18 protein-coding genes are annotated in these 23,057 nt (G+C 42.5%); 7 read left to right on the top strand and 11 right to left on the bottom strand.

Translation table 11 applies throughout. The annotated features are described in order from the left end of the window. Positions 1 to 105: 105 nt before the first annotated feature. The 3 genes from EXT43_RS02200 to EXT43_RS02190 form a co-directional block, all read right to left on the bottom strand. A complete protein-coding gene (locus EXT43_RS02200; RefSeq protein ID WP_062566398.1) occupies positions 106 to 510 on the bottom strand; it encodes a diacylglycerol kinase in 405 nt (134 codons plus the stop codon). A gap of 79 nt (positions 511 to 589) precedes the next feature. Beyond that, on the bottom strand, positions 590 to 1,198 hold the full coding sequence (locus EXT43_RS02195; RefSeq protein ID WP_062566399.1) for an START domain-containing protein: 609 nt from the start codon (positions 1,196 to 1,198) through the stop codon (positions 590 to 592). Positions 1,199 to 1,235: 37 nt separating this feature from the next. Continuing rightward, entirely contained in the window at positions 1,236 to 2,756 is a 1,521-nt protein-coding gene (locus EXT43_RS02190; protein WP_054560917.1) for a CYTH and CHAD domain-containing protein, read from the bottom strand. Positions 2,757 to 2,969: 213 nt separating this feature from the next. Between EXT43_RS02190 and EXT43_RS02185 the strand changes: the two genes are divergently transcribed. Continuing rightward, positions 2,970 to 3,569, top strand: coding sequence for a TIGR04211 family SH3 domain-containing protein (locus tag EXT43_RS02185; protein ID WP_054560918.1), 600 nt, complete (start codon positions 2,970 to 2,972; stop codon positions 3,567 to 3,569). 48 nt (positions 3,570 to 3,617) lie between these two features. On the opposite strand, the gene EXT43_RS02180 is transcribed toward EXT43_RS02185, so the two are convergent. Continuing rightward, positions 3,618 to 4,100: a winged helix-turn-helix transcriptional regulator gene (locus EXT43_RS02180; protein WP_054551119.1), complete on the bottom strand. Its 483-nt coding sequence runs from the start codon at positions 4,098 to 4,100 to the stop codon at positions 3,618 to 3,620. Between the two features lie 166 nt (positions 4,101 to 4,266). On the opposite strand from EXT43_RS02180, the gene putA reads away from it, so the two are divergent. Together putA and EXT43_RS02170 are read left to right on the top strand one after the other, a co-directional pair. Then, positions 4,267 to 8,070: a bifunctional proline dehydrogenase/L-glutamate gamma-semialdehyde dehydrogenase PutA gene (putA, locus tag EXT43_RS02175; protein WP_130166246.1), complete on the top strand. Its 3,804-nt coding sequence runs from the start codon at positions 4,267 to 4,269 to the stop codon at positions 8,068 to 8,070. 160 nt (positions 8,071 to 8,230) lie between these two features. Further along, entirely contained in the window at positions 8,231 to 9,439 is a 1,209-nt protein-coding gene (locus EXT43_RS02170; RefSeq protein WP_062566401.1) for an HD-GYP domain-containing protein, read from the top strand. An 18-nt stretch (positions 9,440 to 9,457) separates the two neighbouring features. On the opposite strand, the gene EXT43_RS02165 is transcribed toward EXT43_RS02170, so the two are convergent. Both EXT43_RS02165 and EXT43_RS02160 read right to left on the bottom strand, forming a co-directional pair. Next, positions 9,458 to 10,510, bottom strand: a complete 1,053-nt coding sequence (locus EXT43_RS02165; protein WP_130166245.1) for a general secretion pathway protein GspB — start codon at positions 10,508 to 10,510, stop codon at positions 9,458 to 9,460. 13 nt (positions 10,511 to 10,523) lie between these two features. Beyond that, positions 10,524 to 11,444, bottom strand: coding sequence for an AAA family ATPase (locus EXT43_RS02160; protein ID WP_130166244.1), 921 nt, complete (start codon positions 11,442 to 11,444; stop codon positions 10,524 to 10,526). Positions 11,445 to 11,569: 125 nt separating this feature from the next. On the opposite strand from EXT43_RS02160, the gene EXT43_RS02155 reads away from it, so the two are divergent. After that, entirely contained in the window at positions 11,570 to 12,679 is a 1,110-nt protein-coding gene (locus EXT43_RS02155) for a tRNA nucleotidyltransferase (protein ID WP_130166243.1), read from the top strand. Here EXT43_RS02155 and EXT43_RS02150 read toward each other — a convergent pair. The 4 genes from EXT43_RS02150 to EXT43_RS02135 form a co-directional block, all read right to left on the bottom strand. Further along, positions 12,667 to 13,188 carry a DUF1566 domain-containing protein gene (locus tag EXT43_RS02150; protein ID WP_062566405.1) on the bottom strand — a complete coding sequence of 174 codons (522 nt, stop codon included), beginning with the start codon at positions 13,186 to 13,188 and terminating at the stop codon, positions 12,667 to 12,669. The genes EXT43_RS02155 and EXT43_RS02150 overlap by 13 nt on opposite strands. 1 nt (position 13,189) lies before the next feature. Further along, positions 13,190 to 14,866, bottom strand: a complete 1,677-nt coding sequence (locus EXT43_RS02145) for a DUF1566 domain-containing protein (RefSeq protein WP_130166242.1) — start codon at positions 14,864 to 14,866, stop codon at positions 13,190 to 13,192. An 83-nt stretch (positions 14,867 to 14,949) separates the two neighbouring features. Beyond that, on the bottom strand, positions 14,950 to 15,282 hold the full coding sequence (locus tag EXT43_RS02140) for a hypothetical protein (RefSeq protein WP_062566407.1): 333 nt from the start codon (positions 15,280 to 15,282) through the stop codon (positions 14,950 to 14,952). 33 nt (positions 15,283 to 15,315) lie between these two features. Beyond that, entirely contained in the window at positions 15,316 to 16,023 is a 708-nt protein-coding gene (locus tag EXT43_RS02135) for a DUF2982 domain-containing protein (RefSeq protein ID WP_130166241.1), read from the bottom strand. Positions 16,024 to 16,264: 241 nt separating this feature from the next. Between EXT43_RS02135 and EXT43_RS02130 the strand changes: the two genes are divergently transcribed. From EXT43_RS02130 to msrA, 3 genes are all read left to right on the top strand, one after another. Next, positions 16,265 to 17,317: an efflux RND transporter periplasmic adaptor subunit gene (locus EXT43_RS02130; protein ID WP_130166251.1), complete on the top strand. Its 1,053-nt coding sequence runs from the start codon at positions 16,265 to 16,267 to the stop codon at positions 17,315 to 17,317. Positions 17,318 to 17,319: 2 nt separating this feature from the next. Next, positions 17,320 to 20,418 (top strand): efflux RND transporter permease subunit, encoded by a 3,099-nt coding sequence (locus tag EXT43_RS02125; protein WP_105181282.1) that lies wholly within the window; start codon positions 17,320 to 17,322, stop codon positions 20,416 to 20,418. Positions 20,419 to 20,502: 84 nt separating this feature from the next. Further along, entirely contained in the window at positions 20,503 to 21,036 is a 534-nt protein-coding gene (msrA, locus tag EXT43_RS02120) for a peptide-methionine (S)-S-oxide reductase MsrA (RefSeq protein ID WP_063528609.1), read from the top strand. A 148-nt stretch (positions 21,037 to 21,184) separates the two neighbouring features. Here the strand turns inward: msrA and EXT43_RS02115 are convergent, their stop codons facing one another. Continuing rightward, on the bottom strand, positions 21,185 to 23,038 hold the full coding sequence (locus EXT43_RS02115; RefSeq protein WP_063528610.1) for a TonB-dependent receptor: 1,854 nt from the start codon (positions 23,036 to 23,038) through the stop codon (positions 21,185 to 21,187). Positions 23,039 to 23,057 lie beyond the last annotated feature (19 nt).

Raw genomic sequence — 23,057 nt, 5'->3', positions numbered from 1 at the left:
CAAGAGCGATAAAGCCTAAGCCATCAAAGTACCCACATAAAAAAAGAAATGCCAGTCAGCTTAACTGACTGGCATTGGCCTTTTGGCGCTTTTTTTGTGTCTGATTTAAAGGTAACTCACTATCTTTTCGTAAACTGCAACACCCCAAACTAAGGCTAGAATTAGCAAGCTCAATGTCACTGCCGCAGAAGCCATATCTTTAGCTCGTCCCGATAATACATGATACTCAATCCCTACTCGGTCAGTGAGCGCTTCTATCGACGAGTTCAGTAACTCAACAATTAATAATAACAAGTAAGGTATAAATAGGACTAACCAATGATTTAATGACTGTGCAAAAACCACTGACAAGGGTAATAAGCACACCCCTAAATAGATTTCAGAGCGAAATGCCGACTCTTCTTTAAATGCCGCTTTAAAGCCTTTAATAGAACACTTGGTTGCTTTTAAAATACGCCCAAAGCCAATACCATTTGGCTTATTAACTAGGGGAATTTTTGGTTCTTTCATTTTTTACCTACCCGCTCAGAACTAGCCTGATCATAATGATAAATTCTTACTCTGTCACCCAAATACGCTTGATTAAAAACTAGCAATCACCTGGAATGCTGCTGGTGTTAGCGCGGGAAAACTGATTGTTAGTTAATTGTTCTCTCAGTGCTTGTAGCGTTTTATAAACGCTTTTTAGGGATACCTTGTTACTTAACCAATGCGGAATGGAACCACCTGGGTCTGCGTAGGCTTGATGGCTTACTAACAAGTTACTTTGTTGCTGTTCAAAGCGCCAATAGGCGGTAAGGTCTTTAATACGCACAACGCCAGAGACTTCGGCTTTTGCATAAGGTTGGCTTTTGATTTGTAACTCGGATTTGTGCTCATCTAATGCGTGATAACAAGAATAACTCACCAAGTCACGGTCTGACACCGGCCAAGGTGAATTAAAATGAGTATAAACAAGGGTTTCTGAGGGGCTTAAGCGCTCCATTAGCGTCACGCTTTTGACATTTTCAAGCCAGTTTGCGGCGTTGTCGGTATCACTGAGCAATGCCATAAAGTCACTGGCTTTGGCATTTTTCACCAGCACAGAAGCATTAATTTCAATAATGCCAGTTTCGTGCTTTTTATAGCTAACGGTGATGTCGTCTTGCTGTTTGTAAGTTTGCCATTCAATAGGGTTAGCTACTGCCGAGAGACTCAAACATACTAACCCTATCCATAGGCACAAGTGCATTTATTTAAAACCAATAAGGGTCTGTATTAAATGACGCGTGGCGACTTTGCTCCATCGCACTGACCAGAAACTCTGACTTTTGATCAAGCCATGATTGAATTTTGGTCAGCTCTAAGTCGTCTTGTCCTGCGCATAACTGCTTTAAGTACTCAAGGGTGCTTAACTCATAAATACCATGAGAGATATCAACCCACGGCATACGGAACTCATTTCTGTCTTCTTTATCGAACAAAGCGCCTAAGCAATTGCCGCTGAGTAATGAGTTTTCAAGGCGAGTGCGTAGTGCCAAATAGTCTTTATCTGTAAACACTTGCTGCTCAGGAATAAGCTCGTGCATGTCGTGCCAGTCTTTGGCAAATAAACGCTTAGCAATATCGGCAACTGGTTTTTCTGCTGCCTGAAACTCAGCCTGCCCCCATGATTTGCGCCATTGTTTTTCAATTAACCACGTAGTTAATTGTAACAATAAGCGGTTGTATCGGGTGCTATGAAAAAGAGTTTCAATATCATCAATGCTTGGCTGTAACTCTTTTAAGTCATTAATAACTTGTGTGAGCTCAGGCGCACTGTTGATTTTTTTGTAGTATGCGTGGCGCTTAGATGTGTAGGTTTTTAGCTGGATAGCATTTTCAACCCACGCTAATTCGCTCAATAACCACTTTAACTCTGTACGCAATGAGTCGGTATCGTCTTTACTAACAATATCGTCAAACAGCCAAAATGTATGGCGAATTAAACGAATACCGTCTGTGACACGCTTAAGGGTTTTTAAGCTTGGTTTTATGAAATAGCAGGCTTCATGTTTTTGTACAAAGCGAATCGCGTAGTTAATGCTTTCTACTAAAGCTTGTTCTTGGGTTGCACCACGTTTTAGTGGCACAAAGCCAATTGATTTGCTTGCTTTTAATGGTTTGTCATCAGCAAGACGATAACCCCGAGCAGCTTTAGAATAAAGCCCTAAGCGAACATGGCTTTCACTAACCAGTTTATCTGCCAAAGCAAACAACTCATTACGACTACCTTCGATCAGTTCGATTTCAAGTTCAGAGATTGGCTCAACCTGACCCGAGGCAGCAACTTCACCTTTATCTAATACCACTTCAATTTTTGCGCCATTTTCGGTTTCGAGTAACCAAGTACGGCGTATAAAGTTAGTGCTAAAAATTGGGTATAGGTTTTCTGCAATACCAGACACTTGCATGCCATGCGGCCAAATAGCAGCATCAAATGCGAGTAAATCAGGGCGGTTACCTGACAGTGGTAAGTTGTATTCTGGGCGCTGATGTAAGCCGCCAACCACTTCGCCAGCAAGCTTGATAGTTTGTTCACACTCACCATCACAACAGCGAGTACGAAGGCCAATATCTAAAGCGCGTAATTCTCGGCTTGGCGTATCGTAATAAGCATTTTGTAAATTGCGTGACGGTTTGTTAGTAACGGTTTTTGCAAATTGGGTAATTAATGCGGGGATCAGTGGAACAACGGCATCTGACACCAAAAACTTCAGTTCTATCTCAGTATCCATTCGCTTTGCGGAGTACATTTAAAATAAATAAGTGATCAAAATAAACAAAGCAGACTGTTAATGCAAATTTTTTCCTGTTTTTTACGGTTAAGCTCACGCACGGATTACAATATCAGCCTTGCTATTAATAGTTGAAATCCCTACTATCTCTATACATAAAGAAATTATAAATTTAGCCACTTCTAGGCAAGATCACATTAACAAGGTAGATTGATGTTAAAACAGTGTATTTTTGGGTTGCTCCTTGCGGCCACCTCTTTTATTAGCTACGCAGAAGAAGCTCCAAGCAGCGACAGCCAAAACACCGCATACATAGTCGATAACCTGTACACCTTTATGCACTCAGGCCCAAGCAAAAACTACCGCATTTTGGGCTCAGTTGATGCTGGTACGCAAGTTGTGTTGTTGTCAGGTGAAGATAATGGCTACTTTAAAATTCGTGATGATAAAGATCGTGAAGGTTGGGTAGAGTCAAAATTTGTTACTGAAAACGCGGGTATTCAACAACAATTTCAAGCGCTGAATAACGACATGACGGTAATGCAAGAGCAGCTTCGCCAAGCTGAAATTGAACTGCCACAACTTCAAGAGCAGAACAAATCACTTACAGAGCAAAACCTAGCTCTTAGCAAGCAAATCGAAACACTTAAGAACACCATTGAGTCTGAGCGCAACGCAAAGCAAACAGCCAGTGCTAAAGAGAAGCGTCAGCTACTTACATATGGCGGAGCAATTGCATTTATCGGCTTACTGTTAGGTATTATCTTAACCGTGGTGTTATCTCGCCGTAAACGTTACGACGGCTGGGCATAAGCCACTAAATAGTCAATAAAAAAGCACCTGATGGTGCTTTTTTTGTATCTATATATCGAACCTTAGTCCGGTATCTTGTTTAATTTTTTCGATCACCATATAGGTGTGATGCGTACCTACCCCTGGGATATCAACTAAATCCCCCAGCACTTGGCGGTATTCATCCATATCAGACACCCGTACTTTTAATAAGTAGTCATAGCCACCAGCAACCATGTCGCATTCAACCACTTGTGGAATATTTAAAATATATTCACGAAAGACTTTAAATACCGATGTATTCGAGGTCACTAACGATACCTGCACATGTGCTAACAAGCTCTGGTTAAGCTTTGCTTCGCTAAGCTTTGCGTAATAGCCTTCGATGTAGCCTTCTTGCTCTAAACGTTTTACACGATCTAGACACGGGCTTGGGCTCAGATTTACCTGTTTTGCGAGGTTTACGTTCGATATTCTGCCATTTTTTTGCAGAGCGTCTAAAATTGCTAAATCGATGCGATCTAACATGCGTAATCTATTCGGACTGGTCATAACAGAATTTTATGCGGCTAAGTTAACGGTATGCCCTGTAAATTATCGTAAATCGAAAAATTTAACCAGCATATTCTGCTGGATTTTAATTAGAATGCACGAATTATATCAATGGTAAGAAATGCAATAAGTTCATTTCTAGACTCCACATACCAGAGGGTTACATATGCTATTTAATGGCGATTTGACAACTGAATGTCCAATTAGACAAAAGATCCGTGATTTCTACCGTATTGACGAAAATGCGGTTATTGATCATATTTTGCCTTTGGCTGAAGTAGGCGTGAAAGCGCGTAGCCGAGCGTGGGAACGTGCTCGTCAAATGGTTTTAAATATCCGTCGCGATCAGGATGGTCAAAGCGGTGTAGATGCACTATTAAATGAATTCTCACTTTCAAGTGAGGAAGGCGTTGTATTAATGTGTCTTGCAGAAGCGCTATTACGTGTTCCAGATAAAGCAACGCAAGAGTCACTAATTCGTGACAAACTTGCTAAAGGTGACTGGAGCTCGCATTTAGGTAGCAGCGATTCTTTATTTGTAAACGCCTCTTCTTGGGGTCTGTTAGTAACCGGTAAAATGGTTAACTACAGCGACAAGTCAAAAGAGCAGCAATTCGGTGTTCTTAAGAAAACAATTGGTCGTTTAGGTGAGCCTGTTATTCGTAAATCTGTGAACTTCGCGATGAAGATCATGGGTAAGCAATTCGTTATGGGTCGTACTATCGACGAAGCAATTGAACGTGCAGCCGATAAAGAACAAAAAGGCTACGTATACTCATACGATATGCTAGGTGAAGGCGCACGCACAATGAAAGATGCAGAGCGTTACTTCAACAGCTACATGACAGCTATCCACGCGATTGGTAAAGCAGCAAATGGCCGTGGTCCAATCAAGAGCCCTGGTATCTCAGTTAAAATTTCTGCGATTCACCCACGTTATGAATTCACACATCGTGAACGTGTTATTGCTGAAATCGTACCTAAGTTAAAAGAACTTGCGCTTGCAGCGAAAAGCTACGATATCGGCTTTACTGTTGATGCTGAAGAAGCTGACCGTTTAGATATCTCTTTAGATGTTATTGAAGCGGTATTCAGTGATGACGATTTAGGTAACTGGAACGGCTTTGGTTTAGCAGTTCAAGCATACCAAAAGCGCGCTATTTTTGTCGTTGAGTGGGTTGCAGAGCTAGCTCGTCGCGTTGGTCGTAAACTAATGGTTCGCCTTGTAAAAGGTGCATACTGGGATACAGAAATCAAAACCACTCAACAAGATGGTTTAGATCATTACCCGGTATTTACACGTAAAGCGACCACTGACGTTTCTTACAAAGCTTGTGCAATTAAGCTTCTAGAAGCACGTGATGTACTGTACCCGCAATTTGCTACACACAACGCCTACACTGCAGCAACAATCTTAGAAGTTGCAAAAGGCGACAACGAAGGTTTTGAATTCCAACGCCTACACGGTATGGGTGAGTCGTTATTCGACCAAATCGTAACCCAAGAGAAAATTCAATGTCGTGTTTACGCACCAGTGGGTCAACACGAAGACTTACTTGCCTACTTAGTACGTCGTTTATTAGAAAACGGTGCTAACTCATCATTCGTAAATGCGATTGTTGATACCACTAAGCCTGTTGAGTCACTATTACCTGACCCAGTAGAAACACTGCAAGGTTTACGTAACAAGTACAACACGCAAATTAAGATGCCTATTGATTTATACGGTGAAGAACGTGCTAACTCAAAAGGCATGGACTTAACTGATATCAATGTAATCACACCATTTAAAGAAAACCTTGATACCTGGTTTGCTGAGCACCGCATTGAATTAAGCGATGTGCCAGAAGGCTCTCTTCCTGTGAAGAACCCTGCAAATCACAAAGAAATCATTGGTCATGTGAAACTACAATCTTCTGACGAAATGACTGCTCTTTTAGAAAATGCAGAAAAAGCATTTGAGTCATGGTCACAAACGCCAGTAAAAGAGCGCGCAAACTTATTACGTCGTGTTGCTGACATCTTAGAGCGTCACCACGATGAGTTAGTGGCACTATGTATCAAAGAAGCAGGTAAAGTAACGCAAGATGGTATCGATGAAGTTCGTGAAGCAGTGGATTTCTGCCGCTACTACGCAGCACGCGCTGAAGAACTTTCTGAAGATGAGCGCTTTGAAGCACGTGGTGTGATCTTATGTATCAGCCCATGGAACTTCCCACTTGCAATCTTCTTAGGTCAAGTAGCTGCAGCAATCGTGACTGGTAACACAGTTATTGCGAAACCAGCTGAGCAAACAAGCTTAATCGCACTTCGTACCATTGAACTTATGCTATCTGTAGGTTTACCAGAGCACGTTGTACAACCTGTTATTGCTCGTGGTAGCGAAGTAGGTAAAACCATCGTTCCTGATGAGCGCATTCAAGCTGTTATGTTCACAGGTTCTACAGAAACAGGTACTGTTATTTCGCAAACTCTTGCTGCGCGTAATGATATTCAAGTACCACTTATTGCTGAAACTGGTGGTCAAAACTGTATGATCGTTGACTCAACCGCTCTACCAGAGCAAGTTGTTGACGATGTGATCAGTTCAGGTTTCCAAAGTGCTGGTCAACGCTGTTCTGCACTGCGTGTATTATTCTTACAAGAAGACGTTGCTGATGGCATCATTGAGATGATCAAAGGTGCTTTAAAAGAGCTTCACGTTGGCGACCCGTCATTGCTTTCAACTGATATCGGTCCTGTTATCGACGAAAAAGCACTGAAAAATTTAAATGACCATGTTGAATACTTAAAAGGTAATGCAACACTTCACTATGAGTGTGCTATTCCTGATAACAGTGAAAATGGTGCTTACTTCTTCGCGCCTCGTTTATACGAAATCAAAGATTTATCTGTACTTAAGCGCGAAGTATTTGGCCCATGTGTACATATCATCCGCTTTAAAGGCACAGAGCTTGATAACGTGATTGACCAAATCAATGGCACAGGCTTTGGCTTAACTATGGGTGTGCATTCGCGTATCGAAGAGCGCTGTGAATACCTAGCGAAAATGTCACGTGCAGGTAACGTTTACATCAACCGTAATATGATCGGTGCGATTGTTGGCGTACAACCTTTCGGTGGCCGTGGTTTATCTGGTACTGGTCCTAAAGCGGGTGGCCCTAACTACCTACAACGTCTAGTGAAAGAAAAAGCATCACCAGATAACGTACAAATGACTAATCTAACACCTGATGAGTTAGATACTCACCACTATTCAGGTGCAGCTGAGCAGGTTGCTACGCTAATGGATAACTCATTACGCGACGAGAAAATCTGGCGTGCGACACCACTGAACGACCGAGTTTCTGCTGTGCGTCAATTACTTGCAAAAGTAGCGACTGTAGAAATTATCGACGAGCTTGCCGATGATTTAGCATTAACGCTAGCTGATGCTCGTGCGCAACTTAACCGTCTTGAAAAACACATGCGTAAGCACACTGTGTTGCCTGGACCAACGGGTGAGTCAAACACACTACACCTAGAGCCTCGTGGCTGTGTGGTTTGTTATGCTGATAAGAGTACGTCATTTAACTTCTGGGCAATTTCGATTATCACAGCACTTGCTGCTGGTAACACAGTAATCACGGTTGCTTCTGAGTTATTCTTTGACGAAGCAGTTGCATTCAGAGACAAGTTTATCTCAACAGGTATCGCTGAAGGTGTATTCCAAGTAGCTAAACCTAATCAGTTACAAGCTATCTTGGCGCACCCTCACCTTGCAGGTGCGGTTGTTGCAGCTCGTTCATCACGCTTAGGCTACTTTAGCCAGCAGCTAGCACAACGTAAAGGTGCGATTCTGCCTGTGATCAGCTCTGAGTACTACGACACGCTAATCAAGCGCTTACTCACTGAGAAAACAATCAGTGTTGATACAACCGCATCAGGTGGTAACACATCACTAATGACCTTAGTTGAAGACGACGAGTAATCGTATAAGTTAAAGGAAATTAAACCTTCCTGAGCTAATTAAAAGCCCTCGCATTTGCGGGGGCTTTTGATTTTACAGATACCTTTTTACTATTCTTGTTTACCGAGCTACAAATTTTCTGCTAGTTTTATAGTAATGTATTCGACTAGAAGTAAAGGCTTTGAAAACACTCCCTATCAATCAACTAAAGCCCGGCATGTTTGTCCAAAGTGTGACAAAACAAACAGGCAAGATCCGTATAAAAAACCAAGGTTGGGTAAAAACACAGGGAAGTATAGATAAGCTGATCAAGGCTGGCATATTAGAAATAGCTATCGACCCAGACAAAACACTGACCTTAGACAGTGAGAATAAAGTGGTTGAGCAGCAACATAATCCGCAACCTGTTGGCGAGACGACCGCATTCGATCCTTGGCACACCACTCACAGTGTGTCGGCAGAAATGGGCAAAGCAAACAGCTTATATAACGAAGCAAGGTCATTACAAAGCAAAGCCTTTGACGATATCCGCGATGGCAACAAAATTGATATAGCCCCTTTTAAAGAACTCGCAAGTGGCTTTATTGATTCGGTTTTTCGTAACCAAGATGCGCTTGCCTGTATCACTCGTATGCGTGAAAAGGATGCTTACCTACTTGAGCATTCTATCAATGTATCAATTTTGATGAGTATTTTTGCTAAGCACTTAGGTATTGAAAAAGCCATTATTGAAGAGCTTGCGACCGGTGCTTTACTTCACGATATTGGCAAGATCAATATTCCCGATGAGATACTCAATAAGCCTGGCAAATTAACCGACGAAGAGTACCAAGTAATTCAAGACCATGCTCGTTTCAGTAAAGAAATTTTAGAGCAAGCAGGCTTGAGCGGGATTGCTGTAGATATAGCTGGCTTCCATCACGAACGTTTAGATGGCAGTGGCTACCCGTTTGGTAAAAGTGGTGACGAGATAAGCTTGTACGTACGCATGGCTTCGATTGTTGATGTGTATGATGCATTAACCGCTGAGCGGGTTTACAAAGCAGGCATGGAGCCAATTAAGGCGTTTAAGATACTTAAAGATGGCTGCCCAGATAGCTTTGACGGAGACCTAGTCACTAAGTTTATTCAGTGCATCGGTGTTCACCCAGTCGGCACCTTAGTGAAACTTGAGAGCCAAAAATTAGGTGTGGTCACTCACAGTAACCCTACTAGTCCTTTAAAACCTCAAGTTAAAGTGTTTTATAACGCTAAACATGCACGCTATACCGAAGTGCAAGATATTGATTTGGCTAACAGCCGTTGCCACGATAGCTTAGAATCAGCAGTCAGGCCGAGAGACTTTAACATCGACCTGATCCGCTTTTTTAAAAGTGCTATTTTACCTTAGTCCTAAAATAAAGACTGGCTACTCAGGCCAGTCTTGTAATGCTTTTAAAGTAAACTCATAGCCATCGTAGCTTAATAGGCTCTGCTCTGGAGTGATTTCAATGACTGATAACACGCCGATGTTATCGCCTTCGTATAACTCACGACCATTTAACTTAATCCAGCGCTTTGATGTTTCTGAAGCATAAATATGCGCTTGGTATTTAATGGTAGGAATTAGGTTTTGTAATGCATCAGGCAAGAGCTCAATTGGCTCTGCATAAGACGTGTTTTTAGTGCTACGGGTAATATCAACACTGTGTTTGTTATCAACATCTTCAACCGCTTTAGCAAAAGCATCTTTCAATGTATCTGGTACATCTTTAAGCTCATCATTTGTTGATGGTTGAGAAGCTGGTTGAGTTGGCTGACCATTAAGTGGCTTGCCGAGCACCTTGTATTTACTTAAATCAATGCCATTACTGCTCATTTGCTGCGGATTGATTTGTTGCATTGGCTGCGAAAACTGTGGCTGTGACTGATACACTGGCTGATTTTGATACACAGCTTGTTGCTGGTACTGAGGTTGTACTTGATAACCTTGATTTGCATACACAGGGGCTGAGTTAACCGGAACTTGTACCCACTGGTATTGCTGACCTTGCACTGGCACCTGCTGCATCATTTGTTGTGGTACAGATTGTTGCACTTGCCCTTGTTGCATCGTTGTTACTTGGGCTGGGTTATTGGTCGCTTGCGGGGTTTGGCTTTGCGCTACTTGCTGTTGCTTAGCGGGTTGCTGTGTTTCAGGACTTGCCTGAGCCTCAGTGGCAACGCTTTCTGTGGTTTCATTGCTGTTATTAACAAGCTTTGGCTGCTCAGCAGCAGGTTTAGTTTGCTGTAACCATTTACCAATCGAAAATCCTGCCATAAGCGTCAATATTGCCGCCAGTAATAGCCCAAATGAAAAAGCTAAGCGTCGATACCGTGTTAATTCTTGCTGTTGTTTGAGCGCAAGTGCGGCTTGGTCATGATCAACGGCAGTTTGTGCGTGCTGATCTGATTGTTTAATTGCATCTAGTAATAATGACATAAATGAACACTCGTTATATTAGGTAGGATAAACCAATACCCATTCCTAATACGGCTAAAAATGAAACGGGATAAAGCCACACATAACTCGGCTCTTTATTTGCTACTGTGGCCATTGGTGTACTCGTGGGTGGCAATGCTTCAGCAGCTGAGCGCATCACAAGCTCACTATCAATACTCAATTTTTGCTGCGAAAAAGCCCCTACTAAACAACGCTCACACAATAAATTGATTAATCTTGGTACACCTTGAGTGACTTGATAAATTGCTTTTAACGCATCACCTGAGAACAAGGCTTGCTCTGTGCCCGCTTTAAATAAACGGTGCTTAACATAGGCAAACACTTGTCCTTCAGTGAGTGGTAATAAGTGATAACGCGCAGTAATACGCTGGGCAAGTTGTCTTAATTCAGTGCGTTTTAGTAGTTCTTGAAGCTCAGGTTGCCCTACTAATACAATTTGCAGCAGCTTTTTATGATCTGTTTCGATATTGGTTAACAAGCGCAGCTGCTCTAGCACATCAGGTGCGAGTAATTGTGCTTCATCAATAATTAAGATGGTGTGACCGCCCGCTTGATTGTTTGCCTCAAGGTGCTTTTTAATCACATCAGTTAGGGTCTTCAGAGTCGCATTAGTACCGTCGTACTCAATCTTTAATTCATCACAAATACTGGCAAGCAGTTCAAGCTGTGACAAAGCCGGATTATGAATTTGTGCCACTTGGGTGTTTTCAGGTAACTGCTCTTGCAGACTTCTTGTTAGTGTTGTTTTACCTGTACCCACTTCGCCTGTTAACAAAACGAAGCCACCCGCTTCACCTAATCCATAGGTAAGGTGCGCTAACGCCTCTTTATGGCGCTCACTAAGAAATAAATACTCAGGATTTGGGGCAATCGAAAAGGGTTTTTCTGACAAGCCAAAATAGCTTAAATACACCGTGTTATTCCTTGCGTTTAAAATCACGGTCTATAATGGCAAAAAACATCGCTACTTAAAACCTTGTTTACATTTTATTGGCTAAATAACGTAAAATAGCGAAAAGGCAAAATTATAGGTGTTTTATGCAGGTTTATTTAGTCGGTGGTGCAGTCAGAGACGCCCTACTTGGTCGTGACGTTAAAGAGCGCGATTATGTGGTGGTTGGTGCAACGCCTGAACAACTTATCAACCAAGGCTATCAACAAGTTGGCAAAGATTTTCCGGTATTTTTACACCCACAAAGTAAAGAAGAATATGCGCTAGCGCGCACCGAGCGAAAACAAGGCCAAGGTTATACCGGCTTCATTTGTGATTTCGCGCCTGATGTCACATTAGAGCAAGACTTAATTCGTCGAGATCTCACCGTAAATGCCATTGCTCAAGCCCAAGATGGCAGCTTAGTTGACCCTTTTTCTGGCCAACAAGACCTTGAGAATCGTGTCTTACGTCATGTCTCCGATGCCTTTAGTGAAGACCCTCTACGCATATTGCGAGTAGCCCGTTTTGCTGCTCGTTATCATTACCTAGGCTTTACTATCGCCCCAGAAACCCAGTCACTATTAACCGAGATGGTTAAAGCCGGTGAACTGAGCACCCTCACAGCTGAGCGCGTTTGGTTAGAATGCGAAAAATCCCTCAGTGATGGCGCATTTAGCGAGTTTTTAAATGTACTTGATAGTATTGGCGGCCTGCATGTAATTAGCCCTGAGCTTGAAAGTAAATGGTGTGATGAGCTTTACCGTACTTTACAAGCTCGCTTTGCCTATGCGAATAAACTGCAAGTTAGTGACACTGCGTTGTTATTTAGCCAAGTTACCTTAGCGCTTTCAAGCGACGAGATAAAAGCGATGGCTAGCAAGATACGCTTACCTAATGAAGTGCGCGATTTAGCGCTATTTAGCCAAACACATCAAACAACGTTAAGTGCAGAAAAACCATCTAGCGAGGCCGTTTTTGCTTGCTTTAACCAACTTGATTTATGGCGTCGCCCTGAACGTTTTGAGCAAGTTTTAAAGGTGTTAGAGATAAGTCAACAACAGCCAGTAACCCGCTATGACTCTTTAGTAAATGCAGCCACGCAAGCACGAGCAGTCAGCCCGCAACAGTTTATTGCACAAGGTATTAAAGGCGCAGAAATAAAAACCGCGCTTGAGCAAGCGCGGTTAGAGATTATTAAAGGCTACTTTTCGTAGCGCACTAAACGCAAATAAACATCGGACGTTTTTGCGTGAAGGCTGTTGATGCCTTTATCAAATTGATACACCCAAGCTAGATCAGTGCGACTGATCCCTGAAGTGCTACTCCAGTAGTTTTGCAGCTTAGTCGATAAAAATGCGTTTTCGTTAATGCTAGGCTGCACACAACTATGCTCTAAAATACTTGCTAACTCTTTAACATTTGGTACATGCCAATCGCTGTAATCAGCAAAGGTTGCATTTTCAGCCCCGCGTAAAGCTTCGCCCCAAGTAAGTTGCTGGCTCGTGCCCTCGCAAGTATCCGTGTCACTATCATAACTTTGACCAAACGTACAACGTTGCCACATAAGACCCGTTTCGCTATCACTTACTGTACCATCTTCGTTTATTACAAAACGGCTATCAGGGGTCGTCTCTGTGACGGCGCTGTAACATACTTGCGCAGCAGCAAAACCCGATTGCAGAGCAATACCGGTAATTACTGTGATTAAAGGTAACTTTCGCATATTACTCTCCCGGCGTTCTAACTAAGCGCACAAAGGCGGTATTACTTTTTGGATATGCTAAGTCATTAGCACTACTCATATCGATAATATAAGCTTGCGATAAACTCGTACCATCTGCCGCTGTTTGCGAAGTCCAATAAGGCATAAATGAGCTGCTATCACTGCTTAGCTGAATATCACTTGGTTGATTTGGGAAGAAATCACTATTAAGTAACGTAGACTCACCTTGCTTGGCATAATCTAATAACCCTAATAACTCGGTGTAAGTTGGCACACGCCAATTTGTACCACCGCAAAAATCGTTGCTGTTCACATCATTAATGTAAGTTTGCAGGCCACAGTCACTGGTGCTTGGGCAAGTAGAGCTCGCAGCCCCTTGCACACTACCCGTTTGCACACCACTTGAACCATTTAAATACCAGGTATAATGGTTTGTTGCTGCACGATCGGCTGTCGACGGTGGTAATGTTGAACTGGCTTCTTTTACTTCCCAAATAAGCCCCGTGACGTTATCGCGAACACAACTAAAGCTGGTCGCATCATCTGGGAGTTCGTCGGCATATTCGTTCATTTTAGTAAAATCAAACGCTAAGTCGCCCTGACCTACTTTATCTAGTTGGTTTGCGACACTATCACGACCTACATCGGCGTCTTGGCTTGGGAAGTCTTCGCTGTCACAATTAATTTTTTGTGAGTTGTTATAGCAATCACTCATGCCTGTATCGTTAATTAAACCAAGTGGTTTTGGACTAATATCGATAATCACAGTATCTGTGTCGCTTCGCGATTTACTGTCGGTCACGGTAACTTCAAAGCTCAGCTCTGAATCGGTATCAACATCAGGGGCTACAAACGTCGTGATACACTGGTTCTGGTTTGCCAAGGTCACAGTTTCGCCTGTTAATTGCTCCCAAAAACATGACTTTGTTGCCGTCACAATTTCACTATTGCTGGCATCAAGGGTTACAGTATCAAATTCAATAATCTGTTGATCTTCACCTGCATCCGCAATAATAACTTCAACGGTTTTGTTTAAGGTAAACGACGCCTCAGTGCTTGCTGAGCCACCTTCATCATCCGTTACAGTTAAACGCCATGTCATCGCGGTATTTGATTCAAGTAGTGGGTGAGTAAAGCTAATGGTTTGATTGTTGTAGCTGTCAGCCGTTAAATCAGGGCCATCAAGTTGCGTCCACAAGTAACTGTCAACTGAGCCATTTTCATCAATATCAACAGACTCTTCGCCACTTAATGTGATCACATCATTATATTGTGATGGTAACTCTTCAGGAGCTGTTTGCGTGATCACTGCAACTGGCAGTTGGTTATTTGATGTAATAAAAATACTGACCTGATCGGAAACAAGTTGCCCATCGGTTTGATAATTCACTTTTAAAACAAGTTCAGAGTCGAGTTTAATGTCTGGAGCGGTAATGGTTTGTTCAGCGCCCTCTGCAGGGAACCCTTCTAGTGCGGGGCCACTGACTCGTTCCCAAGTAAAGGTGCCATCAGCTGGTGAGCCTTGGGCAGAGACAGTAAATTCACTTTTTTCAATAATTCGCTGATCTGAGCCTGCATTAACTGTTGCTGCCACTGGATTCGAATCACTCGAACCGCCACCGCCGCCACAGGCTGTTAATGTAGTTAATGCAACTAGGGTAAGAGGCACTAATCTCATGTTTACCACCTTAAAATGCGAAGTCGGTCATGGCCGACTGCCAAATAAGCTAATAACAAGCAATTAAAGTGCCAAACTCGGGTTTATAAATAACTTTCTTGGTGGATACGTACGAAGAGCTTAGTGCCTATTTTACTGTAATCAACTTTGTACTCCCTGCCATCTAAGGCTTGGATAAACAACAAACGTTTTTCTTCAGCAAATACATCTGGGCTTGATACATACACCATCTCTAAGTAGCGCTCTTTGGCTTCACGACGGTTTTTTGGCAGGTCTTCTTTAAACGGCTCTAAACCATTTTGAGTAACTTTAATGCGTGGGTGGTTCTCACCATTCACAATCACTAAGTCGAGTTTTTTATCTTTATGTATAATTGTGTTTCGACCGCTTTTAATAAAAGAACGTTCTTGACTCATAGCCTTTTCCTACTACTTACTGCCACCTATAGCTTACTTTTTCAGTAAGCGAGTCTCTATAAACTCACTAGGATTCAGTTTCCAACGATTCAAATCAGCACTAAATTGCCAAATATCAACATCAAGTACATTGGCAGGCAATAATAAGTCGTATCCTGTCAACTGCCTTAAATGCTGCGTACGATTGGCAAACATGGCAATCAATCCTTTGTAAAGCTGACCACTTGGGGCAGTGTAGTCCGTCTCTTCTATTAACCATTTTGATGGGCAATCACCATTTTTGCAATGTTTTTGAATAACTTGCATAAATAGATGACGCTGCTCTATTAGTAATCGTCCGGCAATTCTTGGGTGAATCTGTGTTAAAAATTCATCTATGTTATTGAGTTTAATACCAACTGCATTTAACTCAAGGTATTCTAAGCCCTGTTCCACTTTTGGTATACCACTATGATGAAAATTAGCATGATTTAGCTGCCAATTCCCAACTTTGTGATGATAAATAAGTAAATTCTGAGTAAATGTTAGGCTAAAGTATGGTTCTTGAGTTTTTAAAAAGCCAATAAAAATTGCCGCTATGCAGGTTGTGGCTAAAAAAATCTCAACAATGCTAATTTCACCGGGCCTCAATAGGTTAACTAGCATAATAATGACTAACCCAATACCACCAACAATTAAAAACTCACTGCCATGGCGGGATGCTTGTGCGCGCACTCTAAGTGCAGGAGGTTTCTTATCCATAAACAGAAAAGTAAAAAATAAACATCACAATTGTGACCAAAACTATCTTTCTAAGCGTTAAACAATAATTACATTTTGGCTCTTTACCCATACTAAAACCTCTCTTTTAGTCACAATAAAGGAACAAATTAGCCGAACTTTTAACTTTTACGCCAAATGCACAAATTTATGAGATACCTGACATACGGGGCACGTACTAATTTTGTACACTACACTCAACTAATTTTCTGGTAACACGATGATGTATTCTACACAATCTGGTAAAGCACTTTTTCCTTTTATTATTACCCTTTTGCTAGGGTTATGTATTTATTTGTATTTACCTTCAAGCCAAGGTGAGCAAAGCAACTTTGGCGACAGAGCAACGCAGGTGACAGCACACACTGTTACAGCCGAAGAAAATGCGGTGCTAATAGAAGCAATTGGTAGTGCTCGTGCTAACCAAGCGATTTATATTCGCAGTGCACAAAACGATTATGTTACCGATATCTTTTTCAATGATGGCGACTTAGTTAGTAAAGGTCAAAAACTGGTTCAATTGCAAGCTCAAGAAGAAGAGTTAGCAGTGAAAGAGCTAAGCATTAATTTACGAGAAGAACGCCGTCAACTTGAACGCCTTACTGAGCTATCTCGCTCACAGGCTACGGCTAAATCGTTACTAGAAGAGCAGCTATCACGCGTAGACGCAACCGAAGCACAACTTGAAAGCGCTAAAACAAAGCTGGCAGAAATGACGATTAAAGCACCCTTTTCTGGCTTACTTGGTAAGCGCGAAATTTCAATTGGTACTTATGTTAGCAATACTACAAACATCACCACCCTTGATGATATCAGCATCATTAAAGTCGACTTTAAAGTACCAGAAAAATACCTAGCGCAGTTACAGCTAGGAATGAAAGTGATGACCCAAAACGATGCTTACCCAGATAAAACCTTTAACGGTAAAGTGACGCATATTAGCTCGCGTATCGATTCAGTCACTCGTAGCGTTGAAGTGACAGCAAGCTTTATCAATGAAAAAGGCCTATTACGCCCAGGTATGCTGTTAAATACCGCATTAGAGTTAAGCTCAAACCAAGCGCTTATGGTACCAGAGAAAGCCGTCATTCCTCAGCAAGACAAACACTACGTGTTCCAAATTGAAGATGGCGTTGCTAACAAAGTCGAAGTACATGTGGCGGGTCGTCACAATGGCTGGGTAGCTATTGATAAAGGCCTTGAAAATGGTCAGCAAGTCGTGACTGAAGGCATCATTAAAATCCGTACTGGCAGCAAAGTAAGTATCAAGGGCTAAACATGAAAATTACTGATACTAGTGTTAAACGCCCGGTCTTTGCGATCGTAATAAACCTGTTGTTACTTACCTTTGGTTTAGTGGCATTTTCTATGCTGCCACTGCGCGAATACCCAGATATTGAAACACCGATTGTCAGCGTTAGCACTGATTACACAGGTGCCAGCGCAGAGATTATTGAAACGAAAATCACCCAAGTACTCGAAAACCGCATTTCGGGTATCGAAGGCATTAAAAGTATTAACTCATCAAGCCGAAATGGTCGCTCAAATATCACCATTGAGTTTAATATCAGCCGCGATATCGATGCCGCATCAAACGATGTACGCGAACGTGTAGCCCGTGCCCTTGATAGCTTACCAGAGCAAGTTCGCCCACCAGAGGTCTCTAAGTCAAATAGTGATGAAAGCCCAATTGCCTGGTTTGTACTAAACAGTACCACTATGGATTCATTGCAGTTATCTGATTACGCACAGCGCTTTATTGTTGACCGATTAGCGGTTGTTGATGGTGTCTCTAATGTACGCGTTGGTGGCGAGCGTAAATACGCAATGAAAATCTGGTTAAACCGTAAAGCGATGGCAGCACGCGGTATTACCAGTAGCGATATTGAAAACACCTTACGCACTGAAAACGTTGAATTACCTGCCGGTGAAATCGAATCTATCGACCGTGATTTTACAGTGCGTACCGCGCGTAGTTATAAAGATCAGCGAGACTTTCGAAACCTAGTAATCAAACGTGGCGATGATGGCTATTTAGTACGTTTAGGTGAAGTGGCTGATGTTCACTTAGAAGCTGCTGACGACGAAAGCTTATTCCGTGGCAATGGCCGTAATATGATTGGTTTGGGTATCGTCAAGCAAGCTAAAGCCAATACCCTAACCGTAGTTGATAATGCCCGCGCAGAGCTTGAAAAAATTAAGCGAAACCTGCCAGAAGGCACCACCATTCAAGACAGCTATGACTCATCAATTTTCATCAAAGAGTCTATTGATGAAGTGTATAGAACCCTTGGGATTTCAATGGCGCTAGTTGTCTTAGTTATTTACCTATTTTTAGGCAATATCCGCGCAACCCTAGTGCCAGCTGTAACCGTACCAGTGGCGTTAGTAGGTAGTTTTATGTTCTTGCTGGCTATGGGTTACTCAATCAACTTGTTAACTCTTCTGGCACTCGTGCTTGCTATCGGTTTAGTAGTAGATGATGCGATTGTAATGCTTGAGAATATTCATCGTCGTATAGAGTTGGGTGAGCCGCCACTGCTTGCTGCGTTCCGTGGTGCCCGTGAAGTTGGCTTTGCGATTATTGCCACTACCCTCGTATTGATTGCGGTATTCGTACCGCTAGTGTTTATGGATGGCCGTATTGGTGCCCTATTCACAGAATTTGCGATGGCAGTAAGTGCCGCGGTGTTCTTCTCGAGTATTACTGCATTAACCCTTTCTCCGGCGCTTTGTTCTAAAGTGTTAAAAGCTTCAGAAAAAGAGAGTAAATTTAGCCAGTGGATGGATAGAACCTTCGCCAAAATCGAAAACGCCTATCGTAACTCTCTGGCTTCAAATATGGGCCGTAAGTGGAGCTTACTACTGACTATGATTTTGGCCGGTGTTGCCAGCTTTATGCTGTTTCAAAAAGTGCCTTCAGAGCTTACTCCAAAAGAAGACCGCGGTACTTTCTTTATCATGATGAGTGGCCCAGAGGGCGCAAGTTATGAAAATAACGCTGCAAACATGGCTAAAATTGAAGAACGTTTAATGCCTTACTCTGAGTCTGGTGAATTGAGCCGAGTGCTTGTTCGTGTACCTGGCTGGGGCGGCCAAGGTGGTGTTGCTATCATTGGTATGGCCGACTGGGATAAGCGTAAGCGCTCTACATGGGAAGTAATGGATGAAATCAGCGGTAAAATGACTGAAGTGACTGATGTGCGTGCGTTTGCCATTATGCGACGTGGTATTGGTGGCGGTGGTTCATCTCGCCCGATTGAATTTGTACTGCAAGGTAACGATTACGACCAACTAGCCGATTGGCGAGACCGTATTATTGAGCGTGCTGAGAAAAACCCAGGCTTGGTAAGAATTGACCACGATTACAAAGAAACATTCCCGCAGTTTTTAATCAACATTGATAAAAACAAAGCCGCTGATTTAGGGGTTTCTGTATCTGATGTAGGCCGCACGCTAGAAACCATGTTAGGGCAACGCCGCGTAACGACCTTTATCGACCGAGGTGAAGAATACGATGTGATTTTAAAAGGCACCAAAGAAGACTTTGCTAACCCAACTGATATCTCAAATATCTATTTAAAGTCACGCAGTGGTGAATTAGTGCCGCTAGATAGCTTAATTAGCTTAAAAGAAGAAGCCACCGCATCGCGTTTAAACCGTTATAACCGTATGCGCGCAATTACGTTAAGTGCGAACTTAGCAGATGGTTATACCCTAGAAGAAGCGCTTAACTTCTTAAATCAAGTGGCAGCAGAAGAAAACGACATCGACGGTGCAATTGACTACAAGGGTGAATCTCAGCTGTTCTATGAAGGTGCATCGGCGATGACCTATGTATTCATTCTGGCGCTGACTGTTACCTTCTTAGTACTTGCAGCCCAGTTTGAAAGCTTTATTCACCCATTTGTGATCATGCTTACTGTGCCACTTGGTTTAGTGGGTGCGTTATTTGGCTTGTGGTACACCGGACTTACTCTAAATATTTACAGCCAAATTGGTATCGTAATGCTGATAGGTTTAAGTGCGAAAAACGGTATATTGATTGTTGAGTTTGCAAACCAGCTGCGCGATAAAGGCGTGGAGTTTAACGAAGCGATTAGCCAAGCTGCGACACAACGTTTACGCCCAATTATTATGACCTCACTAACCACAGTGATGAGCTCGGTACCGCTAGTTCTTGCAAGTGGCCCAGGTGCAGAAAGTCGCATGGTAATTGGTGTGGTGGTATTTACAGGTGTTATTGTTGCAACCTTACTAACCTTGTTCGTAGTACCTGCAGCATACAGCGCACTTGCCCGAAATACCCAGTCGCCTGAGTACTTGCAGAGCAAGTTAGAACAACAAGCAAAAGACAAGCCGTTAGAAGAAATTTAAACAAGCTTGAGCTTTAACAAAACGCCGTCTTTACGGCGTTTTGTTTTTTCGGCTATAGTCAGCAAAACGGTAAGGGAGTGAAATATGGATAACAACATACAAATCGCCACTTTTGGCGGCGGCTGCTTTTGGTGTATTGATGCCGCATTTAGACGCGTAAAAGGCGTGCTTAATGTCAGCTCTGGCTATGCCGGCGGTGAGATTGAAAACCCAAGTTATCAGCAAATTTGTACTGGCTTAACGGGTCACGCTGAAGTTGTTCAGCTCGATTTTGACAGCAGTATTGTAAGCTATAACACCCTACTTGAAATGTTCTTCACTTTACACGATGCCACACAGTTAAACCGCCAAGGTAATGATGTCGGCACCCAGTATCGAAGTGTTATTTACTATCATGATGAAAAGCAAAAAGCAGAATCTCAAGCCATGATTGATGCCTTACAAAAGCAAATTCGTGAGCCGATAGTCACCGAGCTTAGCCCGCTTACAAACTTTTACCCTGCAGAGCAGTACCATCAAGACTATTACGATGAAAACCCAAACCAAGGTTATTGCAGTATTCTAATTGCCCCTAAGCTTGCAAAGTTCGAACAGTATTACGCAGATAAACTAAAATGAAAAAAGCCCGCTAAGTAGGTAGCGAGCTTTTAGACGCAGAACTAATAATAACGCTGAGCTTGTTTTAACTTAAGACTAATGACATCAACGGGCAAATTAATGTCAATTACTCGCTTTAAGCAAACAGCTCAGCTGACCTTAGTGGTTATTAGAACTGATAGCGGGCACCTACAAACAGGCGACGCTCGGCCGTGTTGTAGTAATAAAATTCGTCGTTGATGTAATCACCATCTAGGTCTGTACCATAGGCATCAACGGCGTTGTACTCTTTATCGAATAGGTTTTCTACACGTAGTGACACAGTTAAGTTGTCAGTTGCTTGGTAGTGACCTACTAAATTCCATAACGTATACGAAGGTAAGTGCGTTAACTTGCCATCACGGTCACCACGGTATTGCATATCGATACCGGCATCAAAATCACCCCATGCTTTGTTTAATGACCAATTAACACTGTGATTTGACACATAGGTTAGTGACTGACCTGTCTCTGTATCTTCCGCTGATAGGTAGGTAAAGTTAAAGCTGTGATCAAAGCCAAACACTTGGTTTTTCAAGCTAAACTCAACACCTTCGTGGCGAGCTTCGTTTATATTGGTTGGGATCCACTGCCCTGATGCATTTGGTGCCCAAGCGATTTTGTTGTCGATTTCGCTGCGGAAAATCGCAATATCAAGGCTGATATCATTCACATTGAGTGATAAACCAAGCTCTTGGTTATCTGATGTTTCAGGATTTAACTCTGGGTTACCTGAGCCTGGGTAATATAGGTCATTAAATGTTGGAGATTTAAAACCCGTACTTTGACTTACGCGGAATGTAGCGATGTCATTTAAGTGATAGCCAACAGCTGCGGTGTAAGTTGTTTCATCACCAAACTGTTGATCATCATCTTGGCGAACTGTTAGGTTTGCCAGTACTTGTTCGTCGTCATAATAAGCGCCAACAAACGCAGCGAATACTTCACGGCTGTCTTTTAAGTAAGTACCTGAGTTAGTGTTCACTTCATCTTTATACCAATTCAAACCGCCACTAAGAGTCAGCGCTTGATTGAAAAAGTATTGGCCATTGTAATCAATTTGCTCACGCTCAGTTTCAAACTTATCGACCACCGTTGCGCCTGTGTAATCAATACGTGAGTCATCTGAACTATCACTTGATATTGCAATATCAATGGCATGGCTGTGTTTTTCGAAAGCTTTTTTCCAACCTAGTGAAGCTTGGTAGTTTTCAAACTCGCCTTTTTCTACAGTGCTGTCTGCAGGGCTATAAGCGCTATCGTATTTTGCTTCGCCTTCTGAGTATTGTGCTTGCGCTAAAAACTCACCTAACTGCTCATTTTGATAACCTAGGTTAAAGCCAAGGTTTTTGTTCTCGTAGCCGTCTTCATCTGGCGCTAAGCCTTGCAGAACATCAAATCCATCTGTTTTTTCGTAACCGGCATTAACGGCCACATCAACACCCGCAAACTGACCACCTGTCGCTACTTGGTACTCTTGGTAAGAGTCTGAGCCAAAAGTAACATCTAAGGTCGTATTTTGTGCTTTACGCGTAATGATATTAATTACACCAGCTAGCGCATCAGAACCATATACAGCAGCACGTGAGCCTTTAATTACTTCAACACGCTCAATACTGTTTAAAGGAATATTGCTAATACTTTTATAGCCAAGTGTTGCAGAGCCGGTGCGTACACCATCAATTAAAATTAGCGTATGACGAGAACTTGCACCACGTAATGACACACCTGAGCTTTGCCCAAAACCACCATTAGCATTAATTTGAAAGCCTGCTTGAGTGGCCAGTAAGCTTGGTAAGTCACGAACATAGCTTGCTTCAATATCAGCACGGTCAATGACAGTAACGCTGGCTAATACATCATTAATTGATTGTTCGAATTTATTGGCAGTAACTGTGATGTGCTCGATCGATTGCTCGTCAGCAGATACAGAAAAAGACAACGCAGCAGCAACCGCTACGCCTAACGCAGATTTATTTAGCATGATATCCCCTAGCCTGTGC

Source organism: Pseudoalteromonas sp. CO109Y, from assembly GCF_004208935.1.
Taxonomy (GTDB): domain Bacteria; phylum Pseudomonadota; class Gammaproteobacteria; order Enterobacterales; family Alteromonadaceae; genus Pseudoalteromonas; species Pseudoalteromonas shioyasakiensis.
Note: the sequence above shows the minus strand (reverse complement) of the source record. Positions and strands in the feature narration are given on the sequence as shown.

Bases quoted from the DNA above. Each gene is read 5' to 3' on its own strand.
- EXT43_RS02145 (WP_130166242.1), bottom strand. From the start codon at position 14,866: ATGAGATTAGTGCCTCTTACCCTAGTTGCATTAACTACATTAACAGCC.
- msrA (WP_063528609.1), top strand. From the start codon at position 20,503: ATGGATAACAACATACAAATCGCCACTTTTGGCGGCGGCTGCTTTTGG.
- EXT43_RS02150 (WP_062566405.1), bottom strand. From the start codon at position 13,188: ATGCGAAAGTTACCTTTAATCACAGTAATTACCGGTATTGCTCTGCAA.
- EXT43_RS02180 (WP_054551119.1), bottom strand. From the start codon at position 4,100: ATGACCAGTCCGAATAGATTACGCATGTTAGATCGCATCGATTTAGCA.
- EXT43_RS02125 (WP_105181282.1), top strand. From the start codon at position 17,320: ATGAAAATTACTGATACTAGTGTTAAACGCCCGGTCTTTGCGATCGTA.
- EXT43_RS02140 (WP_062566407.1), bottom strand. From the start codon at position 15,282: ATGAGTCAAGAACGTTCTTTTATTAAAAGCGGTCGAAACACAATTATA.
- putA (WP_130166246.1), top strand. From the start codon at position 4,267: ATGCTATTTAATGGCGATTTGACAACTGAATGTCCAATTAGACAAAAG.
- EXT43_RS02185 (WP_054560918.1), top strand. From the start codon at position 2,970: ATGTTAAAACAGTGTATTTTTGGGTTGCTCCTTGCGGCCACCTCTTTT.
- EXT43_RS02165 (WP_130166245.1), bottom strand. From the start codon at position 10,510: ATGTCATTATTACTAGATGCAATTAAACAATCAGATCAGCACGCACAA.
- EXT43_RS02135 (WP_130166241.1), bottom strand. From the start codon at position 16,023: ATGGATAAGAAACCTCCTGCACTTAGAGTGCGCGCACAAGCATCCCGC.
- EXT43_RS02130 (WP_130166251.1), top strand. From the start codon at position 16,265: ATGTATTCTACACAATCTGGTAAAGCACTTTTTCCTTTTATTATTACC.
- EXT43_RS02190 (WP_054560917.1), bottom strand. From the start codon at position 2,756: ATGGATACTGAGATAGAACTGAAGTTTTTGGTGTCAGATGCCGTTGTT.
- EXT43_RS02155 (WP_130166243.1), top strand. From the start codon at position 11,570: ATGCAGGTTTATTTAGTCGGTGGTGCAGTCAGAGACGCCCTACTTGGT.
- EXT43_RS02200 (WP_062566398.1), bottom strand. From the start codon at position 510: ATGAAAGAACCAAAAATTCCCCTAGTTAATAAGCCAAATGGTATTGGC.
- EXT43_RS02115 (WP_063528610.1), bottom strand. From the start codon at position 23,038: ATGCTAAATAAATCTGCGTTAGGCGTAGCGGTTGCTGCTGCGTTGTCT.